The 19178-nt window shown below is 48.2% G+C and carries 17 protein-coding genes; 2 read left to right on the top strand and 15 right to left on the bottom strand.

What is annotated here, in order from left to right; all coding sequences use genetic code 11:
- Window positions 1–81 precede the first annotated feature (81 nt).
- The 9 genes from C3B52_RS20755 to C3B52_RS20715 all read right to left on the bottom strand — a co-directional run bounded on the left by C3B52_RS20755 (window position 82) and on the right by C3B52_RS20715 (window position 10326).
- Entirely contained in the window at window positions 82–624 is a 543-nt protein-coding gene (locus C3B52_RS20755; RefSeq protein ID WP_103108307.1) for a short-chain dehydrogenase, read from the bottom strand.
- 32 nt (window positions 625–656) lie between these two features.
- Window positions 657–1094: a D-aminoacyl-tRNA deacylase gene (dtd, locus tag C3B52_RS20750; RefSeq protein WP_103108306.1), complete on the bottom strand. Its 438-nt coding sequence runs from the start codon at window positions 1092–1094 to the stop codon at window positions 657–659.
- A 70-nt stretch (window positions 1095–1164) separates the two neighbouring features.
- Window positions 1165–3333: a RelA/SpoT family protein gene (locus C3B52_RS20745; RefSeq protein WP_103108305.1), complete on the bottom strand. Its 2169-nt coding sequence runs from the start codon at window positions 3331–3333 to the stop codon at window positions 1165–1167.
- Between the two features lie 458 nt (window positions 3334–3791).
- Window positions 3792–4304 carry an adenine phosphoribosyltransferase gene (locus tag C3B52_RS20740; RefSeq protein ID WP_103108304.1) on the bottom strand — a complete coding sequence of 171 codons (513 nt, stop codon included), beginning with the start codon at window positions 4302–4304 and terminating at the stop codon, window positions 3792–3794.
- A gap of 13 nt (window positions 4305–4317) precedes the next feature.
- Window positions 4318–6672 carry a single-stranded-DNA-specific exonuclease RecJ gene (gene recJ, locus C3B52_RS20735; protein WP_103108303.1) on the bottom strand — a complete coding sequence of 785 codons (2355 nt, stop codon included), beginning with the start codon at window positions 6670–6672 and terminating at the stop codon, window positions 4318–4320.
- Between the two features lie 101 nt (window positions 6673–6773).
- Window positions 6774–7655: a cation diffusion facilitator family transporter gene (locus C3B52_RS20730; RefSeq protein WP_103108302.1), complete on the bottom strand. Its 882-nt coding sequence runs from the start codon at window positions 7653–7655 to the stop codon at window positions 6774–6776.
- 83 nt (window positions 7656–7738) lie between these two features.
- On the bottom strand, window positions 7739–8662 hold the full coding sequence (secF, locus tag C3B52_RS20725) for a protein translocase subunit SecF (RefSeq protein WP_103108301.1): 924 nt from the start codon (window positions 8660–8662) through the stop codon (window positions 7739–7741).
- Window positions 8652–9890, bottom strand: coding sequence for a protein translocase subunit SecD (gene secD, locus C3B52_RS20720; protein ID WP_103108300.1), 1239 nt, complete (start codon window positions 9888–9890; stop codon window positions 8652–8654). Before secD ends, secF begins: the two co-directional genes overlap by 11 nt.
- A 199-nt stretch (window positions 9891–10089) precedes the next feature.
- Window positions 10090–10326 carry a post-transcriptional regulator gene (locus C3B52_RS20715; RefSeq protein ID WP_103108299.1) on the bottom strand — a complete coding sequence of 79 codons (237 nt, stop codon included), beginning with the start codon at window positions 10324–10326 and terminating at the stop codon, window positions 10090–10092.
- 86 nt (window positions 10327–10412) lie between these two features.
- On the opposite strand from C3B52_RS20715, the gene spoVB reads away from it, so the two are divergent.
- Window positions 10413–11999, top strand: a complete 1587-nt coding sequence (gene spoVB, locus C3B52_RS20710) for a stage V sporulation protein B (protein WP_103108298.1) — start codon at window positions 10413–10415, stop codon at window positions 11997–11999.
- Between the two features lie 2 nt (window positions 12000–12001).
- On the opposite strand, the gene C3B52_RS20705 is transcribed toward spoVB, so the two are convergent.
- Together C3B52_RS20705 and corA are read right to left on the bottom strand one after the other, a co-directional pair.
- Entirely contained in the window at window positions 12002–12715 is a 714-nt protein-coding gene (locus C3B52_RS20705) for a DUF421 domain-containing protein (RefSeq protein ID WP_103108297.1), read from the bottom strand.
- A 70-nt stretch (window positions 12716–12785) separates the two neighbouring features.
- On the bottom strand, window positions 12786–13763 hold the full coding sequence (corA, locus tag C3B52_RS20700; RefSeq protein ID WP_103108296.1) for a magnesium/cobalt transporter CorA: 978 nt from the start codon (window positions 13761–13763) through the stop codon (window positions 12786–12788).
- Between the two features lie 134 nt (window positions 13764–13897).
- Between corA and C3B52_RS20695 the strand changes: the two genes are divergently transcribed.
- Window positions 13898–14299, top strand: coding sequence for a TIGR04086 family membrane protein (locus C3B52_RS20695; protein ID WP_103108295.1), 402 nt, complete (start codon window positions 13898–13900; stop codon window positions 14297–14299).
- A gap of 53 nt (window positions 14300–14352) precedes the next feature.
- On the opposite strand, the gene yajC is transcribed toward C3B52_RS20695, so the two are convergent.
- From yajC to C3B52_RS20675, 4 genes are all read right to left on the bottom strand, one after another.
- Complete coding sequence (gene yajC / locus C3B52_RS20690) at window positions 14353–14676, bottom strand: preprotein translocase subunit YajC (RefSeq protein WP_103108294.1); 324 nt, start codon at window positions 14674–14676, stop codon at window positions 14353–14355.
- Window positions 14677–14691: 15 nt separating this feature from the next.
- Window positions 14692–15822 carry a tRNA guanosine(34) transglycosylase Tgt gene (gene tgt, locus C3B52_RS20685; RefSeq protein WP_103108293.1) on the bottom strand — a complete coding sequence of 377 codons (1131 nt, stop codon included), beginning with the start codon at window positions 15820–15822 and terminating at the stop codon, window positions 14692–14694.
- A 124-nt stretch (window positions 15823–15946) separates the two neighbouring features.
- A complete protein-coding gene (gene queA / locus C3B52_RS20680) occupies window positions 15947–16975 on the bottom strand; it encodes a tRNA preQ1(34) S-adenosylmethionine ribosyltransferase-isomerase QueA (RefSeq protein ID WP_103108292.1) in 1029 nt (342 codons plus the stop codon).
- A 41-nt stretch (window positions 16976–17016) separates the two neighbouring features.
- Window positions 17017–18963, bottom strand: a complete 1947-nt coding sequence (locus C3B52_RS20675) for a SpoIID/LytB domain-containing protein (protein ID WP_103108291.1) — start codon at window positions 18961–18963, stop codon at window positions 17017–17019.
- Window positions 18964–19178 lie beyond the last annotated feature (215 nt).

Genomic DNA, 19178 nt, shown 5'->3' with positions numbered 1-19178 from the left:
CCAGTAGAAACATCACGACCATTACTATGGTATGTGCTTACTACTGGGGGTTATTTTTGCTAACAACAAACGGACAATCAATTATGTAGGGCGCTTTTCCCAAGGCTCCACACTACCCACGATGGTTTGCGGCTCTTTTGACTGGATGGCGGAGATGACTCCCTGTGCAATCTCCTCGTTGGTCAGCCAGCGTGAGCCTTTTTCCTCGCAAACGAACCCCAGAATAATGCGATGATAGCTGCAGCCCGCGAATTCTTGTACAAGCGGAGGTTTTATCCACGCTCGGCTTCCGCATACGTGATAGAGGTTCCACGTCTTTTTCGGACGGGATAGTACTTGTTGGATGGTTGATAGGGCCTCTGGAGCTGTACTATGTATCCAAGCTACTATCAGCTCTATATGCCCTTGCTCTACAATCAGTTGTTCCATCGCCTCACGCAGTTGATCAGTCTGTCCGTAATCGAGAGAAAGCAACGTAAATAAATGCGGGTAACGAGAACCATCTCGTACTCGCTCAAGCTTGGCTCGATCTCTCCCGACCACGATTACTTGATAGCCCTGCTCCGCTAGCCAACGTGCCACTTCTGTCAACATCCCACTCGCGCCGACCACCAATGCACGCATGACATTCTCCACCCCCTAATTGACGTGATTCATTACGACTCTACAATCAATGTGACGGGTCCAACATTTGTCAGGGCAACATCCATCATCGCTCCGAAACGTCCTGTTTCCACATGCAGCCCTTTTTCACGCAGCTTCTTGTTGAACAGCTCGTACAGTGGCTCAGCTTGTTCCGGACGTGCTGCCGCCATGAAGTTAGGTCGTCTCCCTTTCCGGCAATCACCGTAGAGCGTGAATTGAGATACAGACAAAATTTGACCACCCGTTTCCAAAACGGAATGATTCATTTTTCCTTCTTCATCTTCAAAAATACGCAGATTGGCGATCTTGTCCGCGACGAACTCAATGTCCTTTTCGCTGTCCTCATGTGTTATTCCTACCAGCAGCATCAAGCCGTGGGGAATTTGTCCAACTACCTCGCCTGCTACTGTTACACTTGCCTCTTTGGATCGCTGTACAACTACTCTCATGAATGATTATCCTCCTATCATGCCTGCGACTGAAACGACTGAAAACAAGAACACCCAATCCACATAAGGATCAGGTGCTCAGTATCCGGCGAACCGAATAAATATCTTTGATGCGCTTGATACGCTCCACTACCTTTAGCAAATGATCCACGTTGCTGATCGAAATCGTCATGTGAATGGTCGCAACCCGGTTTTTATCCGCTTTGCCGCTGACGGCAGCAATGTTTGTTTTGGTCTCAGCTACAACCTGCAGGACGTCGTTTAAAAGCCCGCTCCTATCGTTGCCCGTAATCTCGATTTCCACATTGAAATTGTGCTTGAAGTCCGTGTCCCACTCGACATCGATCAATCTCTCCGAGCATTCGTCCGCAAGCACATTCGGACAGTCAAGACGATGCACCGAAACTCCACGGCCTCGTGTAATAAAGCCGATGATCTGGTCACCTGGGACAGGCGTACAGCAACGGGAAATACGTACTAAGAGATTGTCTACGCCGCGAACCTTGACCCCTGATTCACTTTTGGCCTGATGCGCTGGATTCGGCTTTACCTCTGGGATCGTTGGATTCTGCTCTTCGCGCTCTCGCCGCAGCTTGTCAACCAAGCGTGTGGCAATCTGTGATGCTGTAATTCCGCCGTATCCCACAGCAGCAAACATGTCTTCTGCCCCTTGGAAATTAAAGCGAGCTGCGGCTTCCTTTAGGTTGGCATCGGTCATGGCTTCCTTCACTTCAAAGCTGCGTGCCTTGACCTCCGTTTCCACCATTTGCTGACCTTTTGCAACGTTTTCTTCCCGCTTTTCCTTTTTAAACCATTGTTTAATTTTGTTGCGGGCATGTGCTGACTTGGCCATTTTCAGCCAGTCTTGACTTGGTCCGTACGAATGCTTCGAGGTCAGAATTTCGATAATATCGCCCGTTTTCATCGCGTAATCGAGCGGAACAATCTTGCCATTTACTTTCGCACCAATTGTTCTATTCCCGACTGCGGAGTGAATGCGATAGGAGAAGTCGAGAGGTACTGAGCCTTTTGGCAGCTCGACCACGTCTCCTTTTGGCGTAAACACAAATACAGTATCCGAGAACAAATCCTGCTTGAGGCTCTCCATGAATTCCTGAGCATTGGGAGCTTCCTCAGAACCGCCCTCAATAATTTCGCGCAAGCTGCCCAGCTTTTCGGCAAAAGACCCTTGCACGACGCTTTGACCTTCTTTATATGCCCAGTGAGCCGCAATCCCGATCTCCGCTGTCTGGTGCATATCCCACGTGCGGATCTGCACTTCCAACGGTTCTCCCTTTGGTCCGATTACGGTCGTATGCAGGGACTGGTACATATTTGTCTTCGGCATGGCGATATAGTCTTTGAAACGGCCCGGCATCGGCTTCCACAACGTGTGCACGATCCCCAAAACGGCGTAGCAATCGCGAATGTCGTTCACGATAATCCGTAGCGCCAGCAGATCATAAATCTCGTTGAACTGTTTGTTTTGCTTGGTCATCTTTTTAAAGATGCTGTATATATGTTTCGGTCGACCCGAAATTTCCGCTTCAATGTTCAGCTCGCCCAGCTTTTCCCTGATCGTATCAGAGGCTTCATTCAAATAGGCTTCACGCTCAACCCGCTTCTTTTGCATCAGATTGACGATTCGATAGTATTGCTGTGGGTTCAAGTAACGAAGCGAGGTATCCTCCAGCTCCCATTTAACCGAAGCAATCCCCAGTCGATGAGCGAGAGGGGCAAAGATTTCGAGTGTCTCGTCAGATATCTCACGCTGTTTTTCTTCGGACATATGCCGCAGAGTCCGCATGTTGTGCAGACGGTCAGCCAGCTTGATCATAATGACCCGAATATCCTGAGCCATGGCAACCAGCATCTTGCGGTGGTTTTCGGCAAGCTGCTCTTCTTTTGACTTATACTTGATTTTTTCCAGCTTAGTCACTCCGTCAACCAGCAGAGCCACGTCAGGCCCAAACTGCTCGCGGAGATGATCCAGCGTAATCTCAGTGTCCTCTACAACATCGTGCAAAAAACCGGCTGCAATCGTTACCGCATCCATGTGCAAATTGGCAAGGATACCCGCTACTGCAATCGGGTGCATGATATAAGGCACACCAGACTTTCTCACTTGGCCCTCATGAGCTTTGTGGGCAAGCTGATAAGCACGTGTAATTAAGTCCAAATCCGATTGGGATAAATAAGTGCTTGCTTTTTTTACTACCTCATCAATGCCGGTAATCATAGTTCCCTTCCCTTATCCTCTCATTAGAAAACCTGGCTACGCTTTGCCCTTTGGCAAACAGCCGCGGTTGCACTTATACGAAATAGAAATACTTAGATTCCTATCTGTATAAAAAAGCCTCATTCGAGGCCTCTTCACGGAGGTGCTACCGCGTATTAGCGGAAGATTTGTTGTCGTTTCAGAAAGTGAAAACGTACACAAACTCTCCTGTACGATATAAAGCCCCTATCAAGGCTGGACATGGCTAGCAAGCGCATTTTTTCATAACGTCAAGCTTGCTGAACCATCAGGTAGAACATGGGCTCTGATGGAGCTAATCCGAATAAGAAAACTTGGCTATGGTATTTCATCTATTATCTTTTAAGTCGTTCATATTGTAAAGGTGCTTTCCTCTGTAAAGTATGTGCAGCCTAAGAAAAAAGAAAAAAACGGGCATATCACCCGCTTTTTCTCGTCGATTAGTATTGAATCAGGGATTTAATCGGTCTATCCCCAATTTTTTGACGGCCATCCAGGTAGGTCAGCTCGATCAGGAAAGCGGCACCTACTACTTTACCGCCTAATTGTTCGATCAAGTTGATTGTGGTTTCGATCGTCCCACCAGTTGCCAGCAAATCATCTGCAATCAGTACACGTTGACCTGGCTGAATCGCATCCACGTGCACTGCCAATGCGTCTTTACCATACTCCAAGTCATAGTCCGCCTTAATAGACTCATAAGGCAGTTTGCCCGACTTGCGGATCGGAACAAAACCAATGCCCATCTCATAAGAAAGTGGAGCACCTACTACGAAACCGCGTGCTTCAGGACCTGCAATCACATCAGCTTGCACTTCGCGAGCAAACACAGCCAGCTCTTGAATAGCAGCACGATAGGCTGGACCGTCTTTCAACAAGGTGGTAATATCCTTGAAACGGATACCAGGCTGTGGGTAATCAGGAATGACACGAATATATTGTTTAAAATCCATTGAATAATTCCTCCTAAACGGTGGCAGGCTCCACCAACTGATGAAACGATTGAAGCAATGCTTCTGAAGATGAAAGTAATAAATCTGTAGCCAGCTGTGATTCCTCTTGCCATTCAGCATAGAGGGCAGAGCTTTCCAGTGGCCGCTTTTCTGTCGAAGTCAGCAAACGATACTGCTCAGGCTCCTCTGCCAAAAACTCAAGCTCCAGAAAAATTCCAAGCATGCCGTCCAGCATGGGTCTTTTCCACTTTAGCTTGCGTGCCAAAGCATCCAGATGAATATGCTTGACGGTAGGAACCTGCACGAAAAATTGGTACAGCTCCTTGAAATGTTGACGTCCTGGACAGGAAAGCCGCTCCATTCCCAAATCTGGATCGCCGAACATGCAGTATATCCGCTCTGCCTCTTTTATCTGGGTAAGGATGGCAGCAAAATCAGCACGACGTTTTGGCAGGTCGTACAGAATGACATTTTGGATAGAAGTAAAAACGCTTTCGCTATTTTCATGCCCAAATAAATAAAGTGTCTGTCTTTGCTCTTCGGTAGCCGAAGATGCCAAGAGCTCGTAGCTCTCTTCTCGAAACAGCACAGTTATAGAGCCTGGTTCAGTAGCGAGCTGCAGCCACTTTTGCGCTTTGTCACGGCTTCCTCGCAAATCAAAAATTTGTTGATGCGGCACCGACAAATCTCGAATCGTTAGCTGCGGCTTGCGATTTCCGTTCCATTCGTTTACGGAAAGCTCACCCAAGACTTGGAAGCGTGCTTTTGGCGTCACCTTTTTCGTCACATGCGCCCAGTTAAAGCCAATTGCATCGACTATCGTACCAGATTTGCTCAAGGAGCACTTCAAGTGATTGTCGTCACGCCCAATCGTACGCATCCCTGCAGTCTCTACATCCTCTAGCATTACCAAAGGAGTTGGATTTCCCATCCCATACGGAGCAAGCTGCTCCAGCTGTTCGACTGATTCGAGACTGATTTGTGTAATATCCATCGATACATCCACCTTGGTCAAGGGGATAAAATCGTCTGCAGAAAGCCACTGACCAGCGAGCTCATTCAGTTTCTGGCGCAATAAATCAAGGTTCTCAACCGGCAAAGTCATCCCTGCTGCCATCGTATGTCCGCCGTAATGAGGCAGCCATTCCTTGCATTCCGTCAAAGCTTCATACATGTCAAAGCCGGCAATGCTGCGAGCAGAGCCTTTCGCCGTTCCTTTTTCCGGATCAATCCCGAGGACGATGGTAGGTCGGTAGAATGTCTCCACGAGCCTGGAGGCGACAATTCCGACGACCCCTACATTCCACCCTTCCTTTGCCACTACCAGCACATTGTGCTCATCTGGCGGGTACAGCTCCCTTACCATTTGCACGGCTTCTTCGGTCATGGCTGCAACTAGATCCTGACGATCGCGATTCAAATCGTCCAGAGCCTGAGCACATACTTCTGCCTCATCCATGTCCTCTGTCGTCAACAGCTTGACAGCTGATTCGGCTGTCTCTAATCGCCCACTCGCGTTTAATCGCGGTCCCAGAGCAAATCCTACATGCCCTGCCGACAGATCACTGTCCGAGAGCCCACAGACGCGGATCAACGCTTGCAGTCCAAGGTTCCTCGTGTGATTCAAGCGCTTCAATCCCTCTCGCGCGAGAATCCGATTCTCGTCAACTAGCGGAACCAGGTCAGCAATCGTACCCAAAGCCGCCAGATCAGCCAGATGCAGAGGAGGCTCGCCGAGCAAAGCATGACCTAGTTTAAAAGCAACCCCTACTCCCGCCAGCATGTCAAACGGATAGGAACAGCCAGGTTTTTTTGGATTAATCACAGCAAATGCCTCCGGGATGATTGCCGGAGGTTCGTGGTGGTCGGTTACAATTACGTCAAGACCCAGCTGTTTGGCATACTCCACCTGCTCGACTGCACTAATCCCGGTATCTACTGTAATGATCAGCTTGTAACCGCTTTGCTGCAGCTGCGCCAAGGCGTCTTTATGTAACCCATACCCTTCGGTAAAACGGTTTGGGATGTAATAGTCAAACACGGCGCCCAGTTGGCGCAATACATGTACCATGAGTGATGTAGAACTTACGCCATCCGCGTCATAATCACCGTAAATACAAATCGGCTCCCGATCTTGGATGGCCTTTTGAATACGGCGCACGCTTTGTTCCATTCCATCTAGCAAGAACGGATCATGAAATAAATCTGGTCCTGCCTGAAGAAAATCTCGGGCCTTTTGCGATGACTCAATACCTCGAATGACCAGCAGCTTGGATACGAGCGGAGTCAGCTGACATTCATCTGCAATCGTTGCAGCTAATTGTTCATCGTACGTGGCCAGTTTCCAGCGAGTTTTCGCTTTCAGCATGAGCGTTCCTCCAATCCTCATTCATTATAGAGGATGGAGCAGGAGACTGACAACTGCGTAAAACATACAGCTTTTATCAAATGACTCTCGCTTAGCCACATTCAGGGATTGATGTGGACAAAAACATCACGTACTTCAGGAAATTTTTCCATCAGCTCATGCTTTACTTGCTTCCCAATCGTATGACCTTCTTCTACTGTAATTTGCGGATCTACACCTATTTTCACATCGACAATCTGGTAGTGACCATGCTCACGTGCACGCAAAGAATCAATGCGCATGACCCCAGAAACTTCTAGAATAGCTTGGCGAAGCTCTTTCGTATCAGCTTCATGCAAAACGTGGTCAAGTGTACTGTGGATTGATTCCATCAAAATGCTGTACGCCATTTTCAAGACAAGCAAAGTGACAAAAATACCAGCGGCCGGGTCTAAATAAAGCATCCACGGAATACCGAACCATCCACCTGCTATCGCTCCGCCAATCCCTACCAATGCGGCGAAGGACGAGAAGACGTCTGAGCGATGCTCCAGTGCGTTTGCCATCAATGATTGACTCTTGAGCTTCTTACCTAAATTGTATTTGTATCGGTACATCCACTCTTTTACAATCATGGAGCCGATTGCTGCCCAAACCGCAAGAAAGCCTGGTGCTTCCAAAGGAACGAAAAGAGATTTGATCGAGGTGACACCCATCTCAAATCCAACGACAGCAAGTAGAACGGACACGATAATCGCAGAAACAGACTCCGCTTTGCCATGACCATATGGATGGTCTTGGTCTGGCGGACGCTCTGCAGCACGTAATCCGATCAAGACCGCGACGGATCCAATCACATCAGATGCCGAGTGAATAGAATCCGCAATCAACGCTTGGGATTTGGCTACCACACCAATGAGTAGTTTAACCCCTGCCAGCGCTATGTTTCCGATAATCCCTACCCACGCAGCAAACTGTGCTTTGGCCAGACGCTCATCCACCATGTGTCGTTCCTCCCTAATGGAATATCCTCGTGAAGTTAGAAAACCGCGGAGAGCTACCCCCGCGGCTTTTATCTTTCGTCCAATTACGCTTCTTTTTCTTTTTTCTTTTTCAACATATTCCGCTCTTTCAAGTTTACCCAAATTTGTGCGGCAATAAAGATGGAGGAATAGGTACCACTCACCAGACCAAACAATAGCGCCAGAGAGAAGTTGCGAATGCTCTCACTACCCAGCACGGCCAGAGCCAGAGCTGTAAAAAATACAGTAGCTACTGTGTAGATAGAACGACGCATCGTTTGCCAGAGAGAAACGTTTACCAAATGCTCAAGCTCTGGAATCGTTTTGGACTTCATCGTTCTTAGGTTTTCCCGAATCCGGTCAAAAATTACGATCTTATCGTTAATGGAGTAACCCAAAATCGTGAGGATCGCTGCAATAAAGGTAATATCTACTTCCAGTCCTAATACCGAGAAAAGCGCGATCGGGATAAATACGTCATGCAGAAGTCCTGCCACACATGCAATCCCGAAAAGCCATTGGAAACGAATGGCAATGTAAATCACGATACCAACCGAGGCAATCGCAACAGCAATTGCCGCTTTTTTCACCATTTCACGGGCAATCGTCGGGTCAACAGATGATACCTGCTTTGTCACCTGGTCTCCAAACTTTTGCTTCAGTGCAGTTTCCAGCTTCATCATTGTATCCGATGGAATCGTTTGATCAAAACGAGTATATGCTTGGTTTTGGCCATATGGTGTTAGTTTTGTAAACGCAACATCAGGAATTTGTTCTTTAATCACGGCTTCAACATCTGCGGTGTTAAATTCTTTTCCCACAAAGATGTCCAGACGCGTCCCTGCTTTGAAGTCTACACCCAAGTGAAGACCTTGGAACAGCATAAACAGTAAGCCGAGAATAATGATCGCAGAAGAGCCGATAAAATACTTCCGGCGATTCTTTACGATGTCAAATCTTACGACAGTGTTCTCTTGATTAAAGCTCACCGATCTCACTCTCCTTTACTCCGAACCAAAACGGCTTTTTAAACATGTTGGCACGGACCACCAGCCACAGGAGGAAGCGAGACCCAAACACGTTGGTAATGATACTGACAATAATCGTCATAGCGAGTACGACCGCAAAGCCTTGAACAGAGCTTGTCCCAAAGAAGAACAACACGCCTGTTGCAATCAGGGTCGTAACGTGGGCATCAATAATCGTAATCAGGGAACGACGCTCACCGGAACGGAATGCAGACAGAACCGTTTTACCTGAACGCAGCTCTTCTTGGATACGCTCGTACGTGATGATGTTGGCGTCAACCGCAATACCGACAGCCAAGATAAACCCAGCAATCCCTGGCAATGTAAGTGTCGCATCCATCCAGTCCAGTACGACCATACAGAAATAAGTAAAGCCAGCCAATGTGATGTTAGCAATCATACCAGGCATACGGTACACAACCAGCATGAACACGAAAATCAATGCTGCACCGATGTAACCTGCATAAATGGTTTTTTGCAATGCCAATGCACCAAGTGAAGCTCCAACAGATGTTACCTGTTTCTCAATCAGCTTCGCAGGCATCGCCCCTGAATTCAACAGGTCAACCAGCTCTTGTGCAGATTCTTGCGTGTAGTTACCAGTAATTTGTGCGTTGCCACCTGTGATTACACTTTGAATAGTAGGGTTGGTTTGCATATTTTCATCCAAAAAGATAGCCATATGCTTTCCTAGGTTGGCGCGTGTAACGTCTTCCAATTTTTTCGGATCTGAAATTTTCAAGGTAACCAATGGACGTTTCAGATCATCATATCCAACAGCTGCCCCGCCGGGAGCCAAATCGCTTCCCTGTAAAAGAATTTTGCCAGCTTCGTCACGGAACGTAAGCAAAGCAGGTTTACCGATCAATTCACGAAGCTTGTCCTGATCGGCCGATTGTGAGGCGATTTGTACACGAATCCGGTTTGGTAGCTCAGTAGCGATTACTGGCTCTACCACACCACCAATGTTAATCCGCTTCTCAATCATGTGTGCAGTTGACTTCAAAAGCTCAATATCGACGTTGTGCCCAGCCTCGAGAGGCTCTACCTCGTAAAGAATCTCAAACCCGCCCTGCAGGTCCAGACCGAGTGTGATGTTCTTTGCCACCTGTGTGATCGTAGTTGACACGAGTGTGCCCAAAAGTCCTACAACGACCAGGAACAGGAGGAATCTTCCCCATTTTATCATAGCAGTAATACCCCTCTTTCCTTACAGGGTCCCGTCCTAGACGAGAAACCAATATGCCCATTATAGCGAAGTATGAAAAAACGTGTCAATTATTGCTGGAAAGACGTACCATGGTAACCCACCCCTTGTCTACGCTGCGTAACAATCGTATACGAATGGGCAAATAGAAAGTTTCACTATGAAATCTCTTTATCCTTGTTTATGAGTTTTTGTACATCTTAATCATCAAATAGTTCATGTACTTATTCGGCTTTAGAGACAGGATGTCATTTACGAGACGGTGCAAGGGAGGAATCTCCTTATACCCGCTTGCCACACATTCCCACACCTCTTCGGCAGTCACATTTTCGTAGCCAAGTATCGCAAATTCCTCCGCTTTGCTCTGGCAAAGACTAGCTACTTGCCCATACCATTCCTGCTTTTGCGCTTGATCCATTCTGTTTCCCCCTCAAAGTAGTCATGCCGACAGCGGCACGTCCATATTCTTTACTGAGTGAATTTATTGTTGCAAAGGAGCCTTCCATGAGACAGTCATTCTTTTACGGAACGGTCATCCTCATCATTGCTGGTGGCATTACGAAGGTGTTTGGTTTTGCTCACAGGATCGTGCTTTCGCGCATCATCGGTGCGGAAGGAATGGGACTTTACCAGATGGTTGTGCCCCTTTTGTACTTTCTGATTACTGTGACAACGTTTGGCCTGCCAGTAGCCATCTCCAAACAAGTGGCAGAAACAGAAGCGGCAAACAATCCTCGTCTTACCCGTAAGTTCCTGGTACTCGCTTTATCCATAGCCAGTGGGATCAGCTTGCTTATCTGCACCGTGCTCTTTGTCTTTTCGCACTGGATTGCTGGAGCACTATTTGCAGACGAGCGTGCCCATGTCGTTATGCTCGCAGCTATCCCGATCATACCTATCGCGAGTATTTCCTTGGTGCTGCGCGGGTACTTCCAAGGAAAGCAGAACATGGTGCCCACTGCTGTGTCTCAGCTATTGGAACAAGTAGTCAGAATGGCTTTGGTCGTCATTATGACCATCACCTTTCTCTCTTCCGGGATCGAGTATGCCACAGCCGGAGCTGTCGCCAGCATTATTTTTGGGGAAGCAGCAGGACTTTTGTACATCCTGTGGCAATACCGAAAGGGCAGTAAAAAAACAGCCGCGCAAATTTTTGAAAGACCGTTATTTTTAGCAGTGTCCAAAAGCAAGGCGAGCATTGCCCAATTAATTCATGTCGCGCTCCCTGTGACGCTAAGCCGTGTCATCGGCTCCATCGCCTATGTTCTGGAGCCGATGCTGGTGCCGCTCGCCCTTGTCATCGCCGGATATACGACTGCTGCCGCTACCGGTCTCTACGGTCAGTTTGCCGGGATGGCTGTCCCTTTGCTGCTATTTCCGACTTTCCTTACCTATTCCTTGTCCGTTTCACTGGTTCCTGCCGTCGCAGAAGCCGCGTATCAAAACAATGCTCCCCTCGTGCATCGACGCATTTATCAAGCAATGCGGATCACACTCGTAATAGGAGCACCGTGCACAGTCTTGCTTACCATTTTTGCAGAGCCGCTATGTGCTCTTCTATACGGGGAACAGTACGCCGAGGTAGGTATACTGTTAAAAGAGCTTGCCCCGTTCTCCGTCTTTCTGTTTTTCCAGGCTCCCCTCGCCGCAGCCCTGCAAGGACTTGACTTTGCTCAGGTGGTATTTCGCAACACCCTCATCAGCGCGATCGTTAAAACAGCAGCCATGTTTTTGTTTACCGCTCATCCGTCCTTCGGAATTCACGGGGCAGTGATTGCGATGAACATCGGGATTACTTTGGGAACACTGCTGCATTTTGCCAGCCTGATTAAAAAAATCGGCTTTACGATCGATCTGTGGGAGTTCGGAAAAATCGGCGCAGCTATGCTGGCTATGGGCTACTCCGGCTCGTACATTGCCAATCACTGGTTCATCGAAGCTTCAATCGGCCGTCTGCTCTTCATCAGCACGATGGCGAGCCTACTTCTATACCTGGTTCTTTTAATCGCCATGCGTGTTCTCGGAAAGCAGGATGTACGCCGCATTCCGTGGATCGGGGAGCAATTGGCCATATTTTTCCCACGCCGCTGACATTATTGCAGCGGCTTGTCTTTTTTGTCCAAAAACATAATCCCCCGTTCATCAATCGAGCAAAACGAAACCTCACGTATATCCTTGATCCCGTATTTGCGAATCTCTCGTTTTAACCAAAGCTGATTTTGCCCAATTTTGCCCAGCGCCTCTTCTCGTACCTTGCCATCCAGAATGAGCGGAATCGGAAGTCCTTTGTAAAAAACAGGACTGACAGGCTTGCTATCTGCGATCCCCATATCTTCACGTGTTACGGTGTCTTTCTGCTCCTTTAAAAACACACTCATCTGTCCAGTAGGCTCCATAACCGCAAATTCTACGTCCGCAATGTTCTTTACATCCTTTTGCCGCAAATGCACCATGAGGTCATCCATATTCAACCGGTTCCGCCGCATGGCATCCTCTCTGATTTCGCCGTTTTCAATAATCAAGTCCGCTGACCCTGCCACGACGTCGCGGAATTTCTTGCTTTTCAAGGCAAAATATGCCAGACCGATTTCCAACAAACCGATCAGCAGCATGGGTATGTAATAAAGAATGGCCGGCTTGTCAACATCCTCAATTGCCATAGCGGCCATCTCTGCAAGCATAATCGAGATCACAACATCAAAAACAGATAGCTTCCCCAACTCGCGCTTCCCCATCAATCGCATAATGATCAGGAGAAAAAAATACGAGAAAAGGGTGCGTAGCAACACTGTTGAAAGTTCTTCCACTTCACGACGCCCCCCTAAAGAACATTTACTACTAGTCTTTAGCAAAGGGGCGTCCAACTATTAGCGCCAATTACAGCCACTTTCGCTTGCGAAAAATCTTGAGCATCGCAAAAGTCATCCCGAGCATGATGACGAGTGCCACTACTAGCATATAGGGCTCTGCTTCCTCGCCTAACCAGGCAAAGGTATTCATTCCAAACAAGCCTGTGATAAATGTCAAAGGCAGGATAATTGTCGAAATGATGGTCAGTACGCGCATCGTCTCAGTAGTTTTCGCACTAATAATCGTGTAGTACGTATCCAGTGTACCGTTTACCAGATCACGGAAGGTTTCTGTTGAATCTGAAATCCTCTCCAAATGGTCTGTCAGGTCACTGTAGAACGGAACGTTTTCCTCGGAAATGTCGAACGAATAGCGACCGTTAACGTTGGCGAAAATTCGTTTTTGCGGCATAATGACGCGACGAATCAAAATAATAGTTCGCTTCAACGCGAGGAATTCTTCTGTAATTTCCTCCATCTGGTGCTCATAAATCTCGTCCTCAAGCTCGTCAATCCGCACACTAATCCGATCAATGATCGGGAAGTATTCATCTGTAATCCCGTCGACAATGGCATACAGCAGGTAATCAGGACCGCGATTTAAATAAGAAATATTACGATGGCACATAGCTGCGATCCGTCCGATTGTATTCATTGGGGATTTATGAATCGTGACGATATAATTCGGGCCGAGAAACACGTTCAGTTCTACTGTGGTAATCTCATCGTCGCTCTCCTCGTTGTAACGCAGGGCGTGAAAGACGAAGAAATAATAGTCGTCGTACTTATCAACTTTGGCTCGCGGGCTGACGTGCAGACAGTCCTCAATTGCCAGTTGGTGAAAGTCGAAGATCTTGGCTATATAAGGAAGCTCATTGTTGCCCACATCATACAGATCAATCCAGAGAAGGTCCTCCGGCGATTTCAACCATTGATCCTTTGTTGCCAGATCAACATCATGAAACATCTTCTGTTCTGAGTGGTTGTAAAAGTAGGTTTTGATCATCTTTCCTCACCCCCGTCTTGTTCCTCATCCATCATACGAAAATTCCCCTCAATGTTCAACGCGAAGATGAATACGTCTGCCAAGCCTCTCATATAGATGGTACAAACACTTGAGCAGTGAGGGGGGTAACAAACGTGCGGAGTGCATCCACCTCTGTACTGACAGGACTATTGTATACGCTTGGCCTCATCTTGATTGGAGCATTGCTGGCTACCATACTGCTGAGCTTTACCAGCATGAGAGAAGGCTCTCTGCCTTACTTTACGTACGCCATCAACGCCATAGGTCTTTTGACAGGAGGCTTTGTAACAGGACGGCGATGCGGCGGCAAAGGCTGGTATTATGGAGGACTCACCGGACTCTCCTATTTTATTCTTGTCATATTAATCGGTTTCCTCGGTTTTGATGCCCCGATGCAATGGAATACCTTTCTTTATTTGCTTGCAGCCTTTGCAATCGCGGGTATTGGGGGAATTCTGGGCGTGAACTCTGCCAACTCCAGTCACAAGCCAAAAGGCATTAAACCACGGCGGTAATGAGCTGTGGCAGAAAAAAAAGCAGGCGGGAGATTCCCACCTGCTTTCCTGTATTATTTGGATTCTTCTTTTGCTTCTTCGATTTTTGCAGGCTCGCTTTTTGCTGCTGGTTCGCTGCTTGCAGAAACCACACTGTTGATAGCGCCGCGATCAAAGGTCACATTTACGTTGTGAGCAATACGCAATGTTACCGAGTCATCTGTCAGTTCTTGAATGGTACCGTGCATACCACCGATTGTAATGATTTTGTCGCCCTTTTTGATAGCTGCGAGCATGGCGTTACGTTGCTTGGCTTTTTTCTGTTGCGGACGAATCAGCAAGAAGTAGAAAATCGCAAACATGATGATAATCGGTAAAAAATTTGTTAAGCCTTCCATGAAAATCCCCCTCGATTAAAAAGATCTATCTTCACCCAATCCATATTGAGCGAAAAACTGGTCTCGGAAATCTTGCAAGCGGTCTTCGGCAATTGCCTGACGCACCTGTTCCATCAGCTTCACCAGAAAGTACAAATTGTGGTAGGTAGTTAGACGGATGCCAAAGGTTTCCTCCGACTTGACCAGATGTCGGATGTAAGCACGTGTGTAGTTCTTGCAGGTGTAGCAATCGCAATTCGGGTCGAGCGGAGTAAAATCACGAGCATATTTGGCATTGCGAATGACCAATCTGCCCTGGCTTGTCATGCATGTCCCGTTTCGCGCAATACGAGTTGGCAATACGCAGTCAAACATATCGATTCCCCGTATGGCCCCATCAAGCAGTGCATCTGGTGAGCCAACCCCCATCAAATAGCGAGGCTTATTGGTCGGAAGCAGCGGTACGGTATGCTCCAGCACCTCGTACATCAAGGAAAACGGTTCCCCTACGCTGAGTCCACCAATGGCATACCCAGGGAAATCCATAGACACGAGATCACGGGCACTTTGAGCACGCAAATCGTTAAACATACCACCTTGGACGATACCGAACAACGCTTGCTCATTAGGGCGTGAATGCGCCTTCAAGCAACGCTCAGCCCAGCGTGTCGTCCGCTCCATGGATTGCTTCACATAATCGTACTCAGCCGGATAAGGAGCACATTCATCAAAAGCCATAAAGATATCCGCACCCAGGGCATTTTGAATCTGTGTAGCCTCTTCCGGTCCAATGAACAGCTTTTCACCGTTAAGGTGAGAACGGAAAGAAACGCCTTCCTCCGTGATCTTGCGCAGGTTACTCAAGCTAAATACTTGAAATCCGCCAGAGTCAGTCAGAATGGCACGGTCCCAATTCATAAATCCGTGCAGGCCGCCCGCTTCTCTGACAATTTCATGCCCAGGACGAAGAAACAGATGATACGTGTTGCTGAGAATAATGCCCGCTCCGATTGCTTTCAGTTCCTCTGGACTCATCGTTTTCACCGTTGCCTGTGTGCCTACTGGCATAAAGACAGGGGTGTCAATGGTCCCGTGAGGAGTATGTAGTTTACCGAGACGTGCACCTGTTTGCTTGCATGTTTTGATTAATTCGTAGCGTACAGCCAAATCATTGCACTCCTCAAGCTATGTATGTAAGTCTTTCCTATTATAGAAAAACTTCCGGGTGAAGTAAACCCACCTGACTCATAAGGATGCACTTATACAGGTGGGTGTTCACATTTGTTACGATTTAAAGAATGAGCATCGCGTCTCCGAAGCTAAAGAAGCGATATTCCTCCTGCACTGCCGTTTTGTAGGCATTCATGACATGATCTTGGCCAGCCAGTGCACTTACCAGCATCACAAGAGTGGACTTCGGCAAGTGAAAATTCGTCAAAAGCCCGTCCAGAATGGAAAAGGTATACCCCGGATAAATGAAAATGTCGGTCCAGCCAGATGTCGCGACGAGCTTTCCTTCGTGGTCACGCCCCACAGTCTCCAATGTCCGGCACGAAGTAGTTCCAACCGCGATGACCCGTCTTCCCTCTGCTTTTGCCCTGTTCACCATTTCGGCTGTTTCTTCGGGAATCTCGTAGTACTCCGCATGCATCACATGCTCCTCAACAGAGTCTGCTGCTACTGGGCGAAACGTCCCAAGTCCGACATGCAGTGTCACGTACGCGAGCTGAATTCCTTTGGCAGCAATTTTCTCCAAATACGGCTTCGTGAAATGAAGACCTGCTGTCGGTGCGGCTGCCGAGCCTCGCTCCCGTGCATACACCGTTTGGTACCGCTCACTGTCCTCTAGCTGTGCGTGAATATACGGGGGCAATGGCATCGAGCCTAACTGATCGAGAATCTCGTAAAAAATTCCCTCGTACAGAAAACGGACAATCCGTCCCCCCGTTTCTGTTACCTCTTCACACACGCAGCGCAATAGCCCATTTCCAAAAACCACTTCCGTACCTGGCTTCATGCGCTTTCCTGGCTTTACCAGAGTCTCCCAGCGATCGTCCCCGAGAGATTTAAGCAGGAGTATTTCAATTTTCGCCCCTGTCTCAGCCTTTTCCCCAATCAATCTGGCCGGTAATACGCGACTGTCATTCATGACAAGTACATCGCCAGGCTTCAGATGATCGATCAGATCGGTAAAGCGCTGATGCATGATTTCTCCAGACTGCTTTTGCAAAACAAGCAATCTGGATGAAGTCCGATCTTCTAGCGGATGCTGGGCAATCAAATGCTCCGGCAGTTCAAAATCAAATTGTTGCACGTCCACGAATCGTTACTCCCTTTATGTCAGATCATGTGGCAATGAACTTACCTCTCGATTGTCACATCCTGGTAATAGTGTTGCAAGATCTGTCTATAGTCATACCCATTCTCCGCCATTGCACGAGCTCCGTATTGCGATACTCCTAGCCCATGTCCATATCCTGTACCTCGGAACAAAAACAGAGGGCCTGCTTGATTACTATTTTGAACGACTTCTACATCGAACTTCGTGCTGCGAAGCAAAGTGCTCCCCTGTTGGAATATCGAACGGAATGTATCCGGCGATGGTGCAGCAATCGGTTTTCCATTTGCCTCCATCGCGATCACTCGTCCGGATGGTCCTCGCGCCGTAACCTTCAGGCTTGTGACGTTCCCAGGAATACGTGGCGCTTTGTATTTATCCTGACTCGCATTAATCATCGCCGTAATTTCAGCGACTGTATAAGGACCCCGCGTCCATGAATAGGCATTCTCCTCTGCTTCTTCCGAGAGGATCGTAACCTCAGCGCCATTTGGCAATGTGGACAACACCCGGTGAAGCGTGGTGCTTGGTCCTGAGCGCAAATTCGTATTCGCCGTTGTAATGACAGCTGTGCGTTGGCCTTTGCCATTTGCAGCGCCTGTCACTGATACTAGATCATTTCGTACATAACCAATTGAACCATCCGACAGCTCCACTCGATACCACACGTTTGCTCTTTCCATTGGATATGTATCATCGCTCGTCACAGGACGCAAATAAGGAACCGGATTCCCCCAGACCTCCGTGCCATCAGCCGTCATACCGCCTGCGTTTGAGTAAAACAGGGACTCGGCTGGCTTGCCCTGGTAGTAAATCACTTCATCTTTGGTTTCGTCAACAGCCTCACGAACAGCCTCCGACTCCTTGGCGAAGCCGTAATAGGCCTGTTCGATGACTGTATCCGATACATTCGCGATCCCGTATTTATTGCCTTGCCATACTGCACGCGTTCTGGACAGGACCGCTTGTGTTTTCAATGCTTCGAGTGGCCAGTCTGGAGCCATCTCGGAGCCTACAACACCATACAAATACTCCTCCATCGGCAATTCATTGACTAGCGTCAGGTGACCGTTGTATTCTGACAGCTCCATCTCACCTCGATAAGTGCGTTGATCCCGCTCCACTACACCGATCATGGATTCTGAGCCTGCTTTGTTCTCAACCGTCAGCTTGGCTTGTGGGGAAAATACGTACTTCCAGATCGTTTCATCTGGAGAGCCGTATACATCCTGCTTCAGCACGACATATGACTGACTGGTAGGTACATGATAGGTGAGGCCAGGCACAGCGCCATTTGCTCTGGCTGCCAATGCTGATGCTGCATCATAGCTGATCTCATCGCCAATCCATACGGCGTAGTTAACTTTTCCGTCATCTGCGAGCAGCACAGGATAGGCTGGAATTCCTTTTTGTTCAAAAGCTTCCTGCCATTTCTGCGCTTCATTCAAGCTTTTGAACTTGCCTGCTTCCATACGGAACGGACCTTTTACAAGCGGATTTTGACCGATCGCTTGCGCTACGGTCTTTGCCTGAGTAGCCGCCGCCTGATACGTGTCATACGAGCCGCTGACTACCTGATAGACGGTCTGTCCGTTGCGGCTCGCAACCTGAATCGAGCCCTCGTATTTGCGCTGACTCATTTGCTGCGCTACCTGTTGCGCACGATTCCAGTCATTCGTTTCCGCGACAACCAAATGATATTCGTCAACCCGATAGCGGGCTGCGTCTCCTTTTAAATCAGGTAACGCTGTCTTGCCTCCCGGGCCAGCCAGTGTCACTTCCATTCCTTTTTCAGTGGTTAACGTAATCGAAGGGACTACGCCTCTGTATCCTTGTCCTGTATCCACAAAGAGCGCAACCCGGATGTTGTCACCAGCTGCATTTGCCGGTACTTGTCCCCCCACAAGAGCAGCAGTGATCAGGCCCACCGAAAGGACAGTTCCCATCCATTTCTTTTTCATGTCGTCCATCGTCCTTCCTTTCACCTGAATTCATTCGTCGAAAATTGGCATGTACTCCCATGTTTTTCGACAATCACAATTCAATCTCCTTCCCTTTTTCTCAATTTGGGACCAAACACCCTCACACAAGAGAGCCTAGTTGCGCTATGTCTATTTGCAGAGCGCGGCTGCACCACGCATTCATGCCTACACAAAAAAGCCATCGGAACGAGCAGCTCCGATGG

Source organism: Brevibacillus reuszeri (assembly GCF_002897295.1).
GTDB lineage: Bacteria > Bacillota > Bacilli > Brevibacillales > Brevibacillaceae > Brevibacillus > Brevibacillus reuszeri_A.
The sequence above is the reverse complement of the archived record's forward strand: the minus strand, read 5'-3'. Positions and strand labels throughout refer to the sequence as shown.

Coding starts and splice junctions, on each gene's coding strand:
- secD (WP_103108300.1), bottom strand. CDS start 9,890: ATGATAAAATGGGGAAGATTCCTCCTGTTCCTGGTCGTTGTAGGACTT.
- corA (WP_103108296.1), bottom strand. CDS start 13,763: ATGATCAAAACCTACTTTTACAACCACTCAGAACAGAAGATGTTTCAT.
- C3B52_RS20740 (WP_103108304.1), bottom strand. CDS start 4,304: ATGGATTTTAAACAATATATTCGTGTCATTCCTGATTACCCACAGCCT.
- yajC (WP_103108294.1), bottom strand. CDS start 14,676: ATGGAAGGCTTAACAAATTTTTTACCGATTATCATCATGTTTGCGATT.
- C3B52_RS20715 (WP_103108299.1), bottom strand. CDS start 10,326: ATGGATCAAGCGCAAAAGCAGGAATGGTATGGGCAAGTAGCTAGTCTT.
- C3B52_RS20745 (WP_103108305.1), bottom strand. CDS start 3,333: ATGATTACCGGCATTGATGAGGTAGTAAAAAAAGCAAGCACTTATTTA.
- C3B52_RS20675 (WP_103108291.1), bottom strand. CDS start 18,963: ATGGACGACATGAAAAAGAAATGGATGGGAACTGTCCTTTCGGTGGGC.
- spoVB (WP_103108298.1), top strand. CDS start 10,413: ATGAGACAGTCATTCTTTTACGGAACGGTCATCCTCATCATTGCTGGT.
- C3B52_RS20755 (WP_103108307.1), bottom strand. CDS start 624: ATGCGTGCATTGGTGGTCGGCGCGAGTGGGATGTTGACAGAAGTGGCA.
- C3B52_RS20730 (WP_103108302.1), bottom strand. CDS start 7,655: ATGGTGGATGAGCGTCTGGCCAAAGCACAGTTTGCTGCGTGGGTAGGG.
- dtd (WP_103108306.1), bottom strand. CDS start 1,094: ATGAGAGTAGTTGTACAGCGATCCAAAGAGGCAAGTGTAACAGTAGCA.
- recJ (WP_103108303.1), bottom strand. CDS start 6,672: ATGCTGAAAGCGAAAACTCGCTGGAAACTGGCCACGTACGATGAACAA.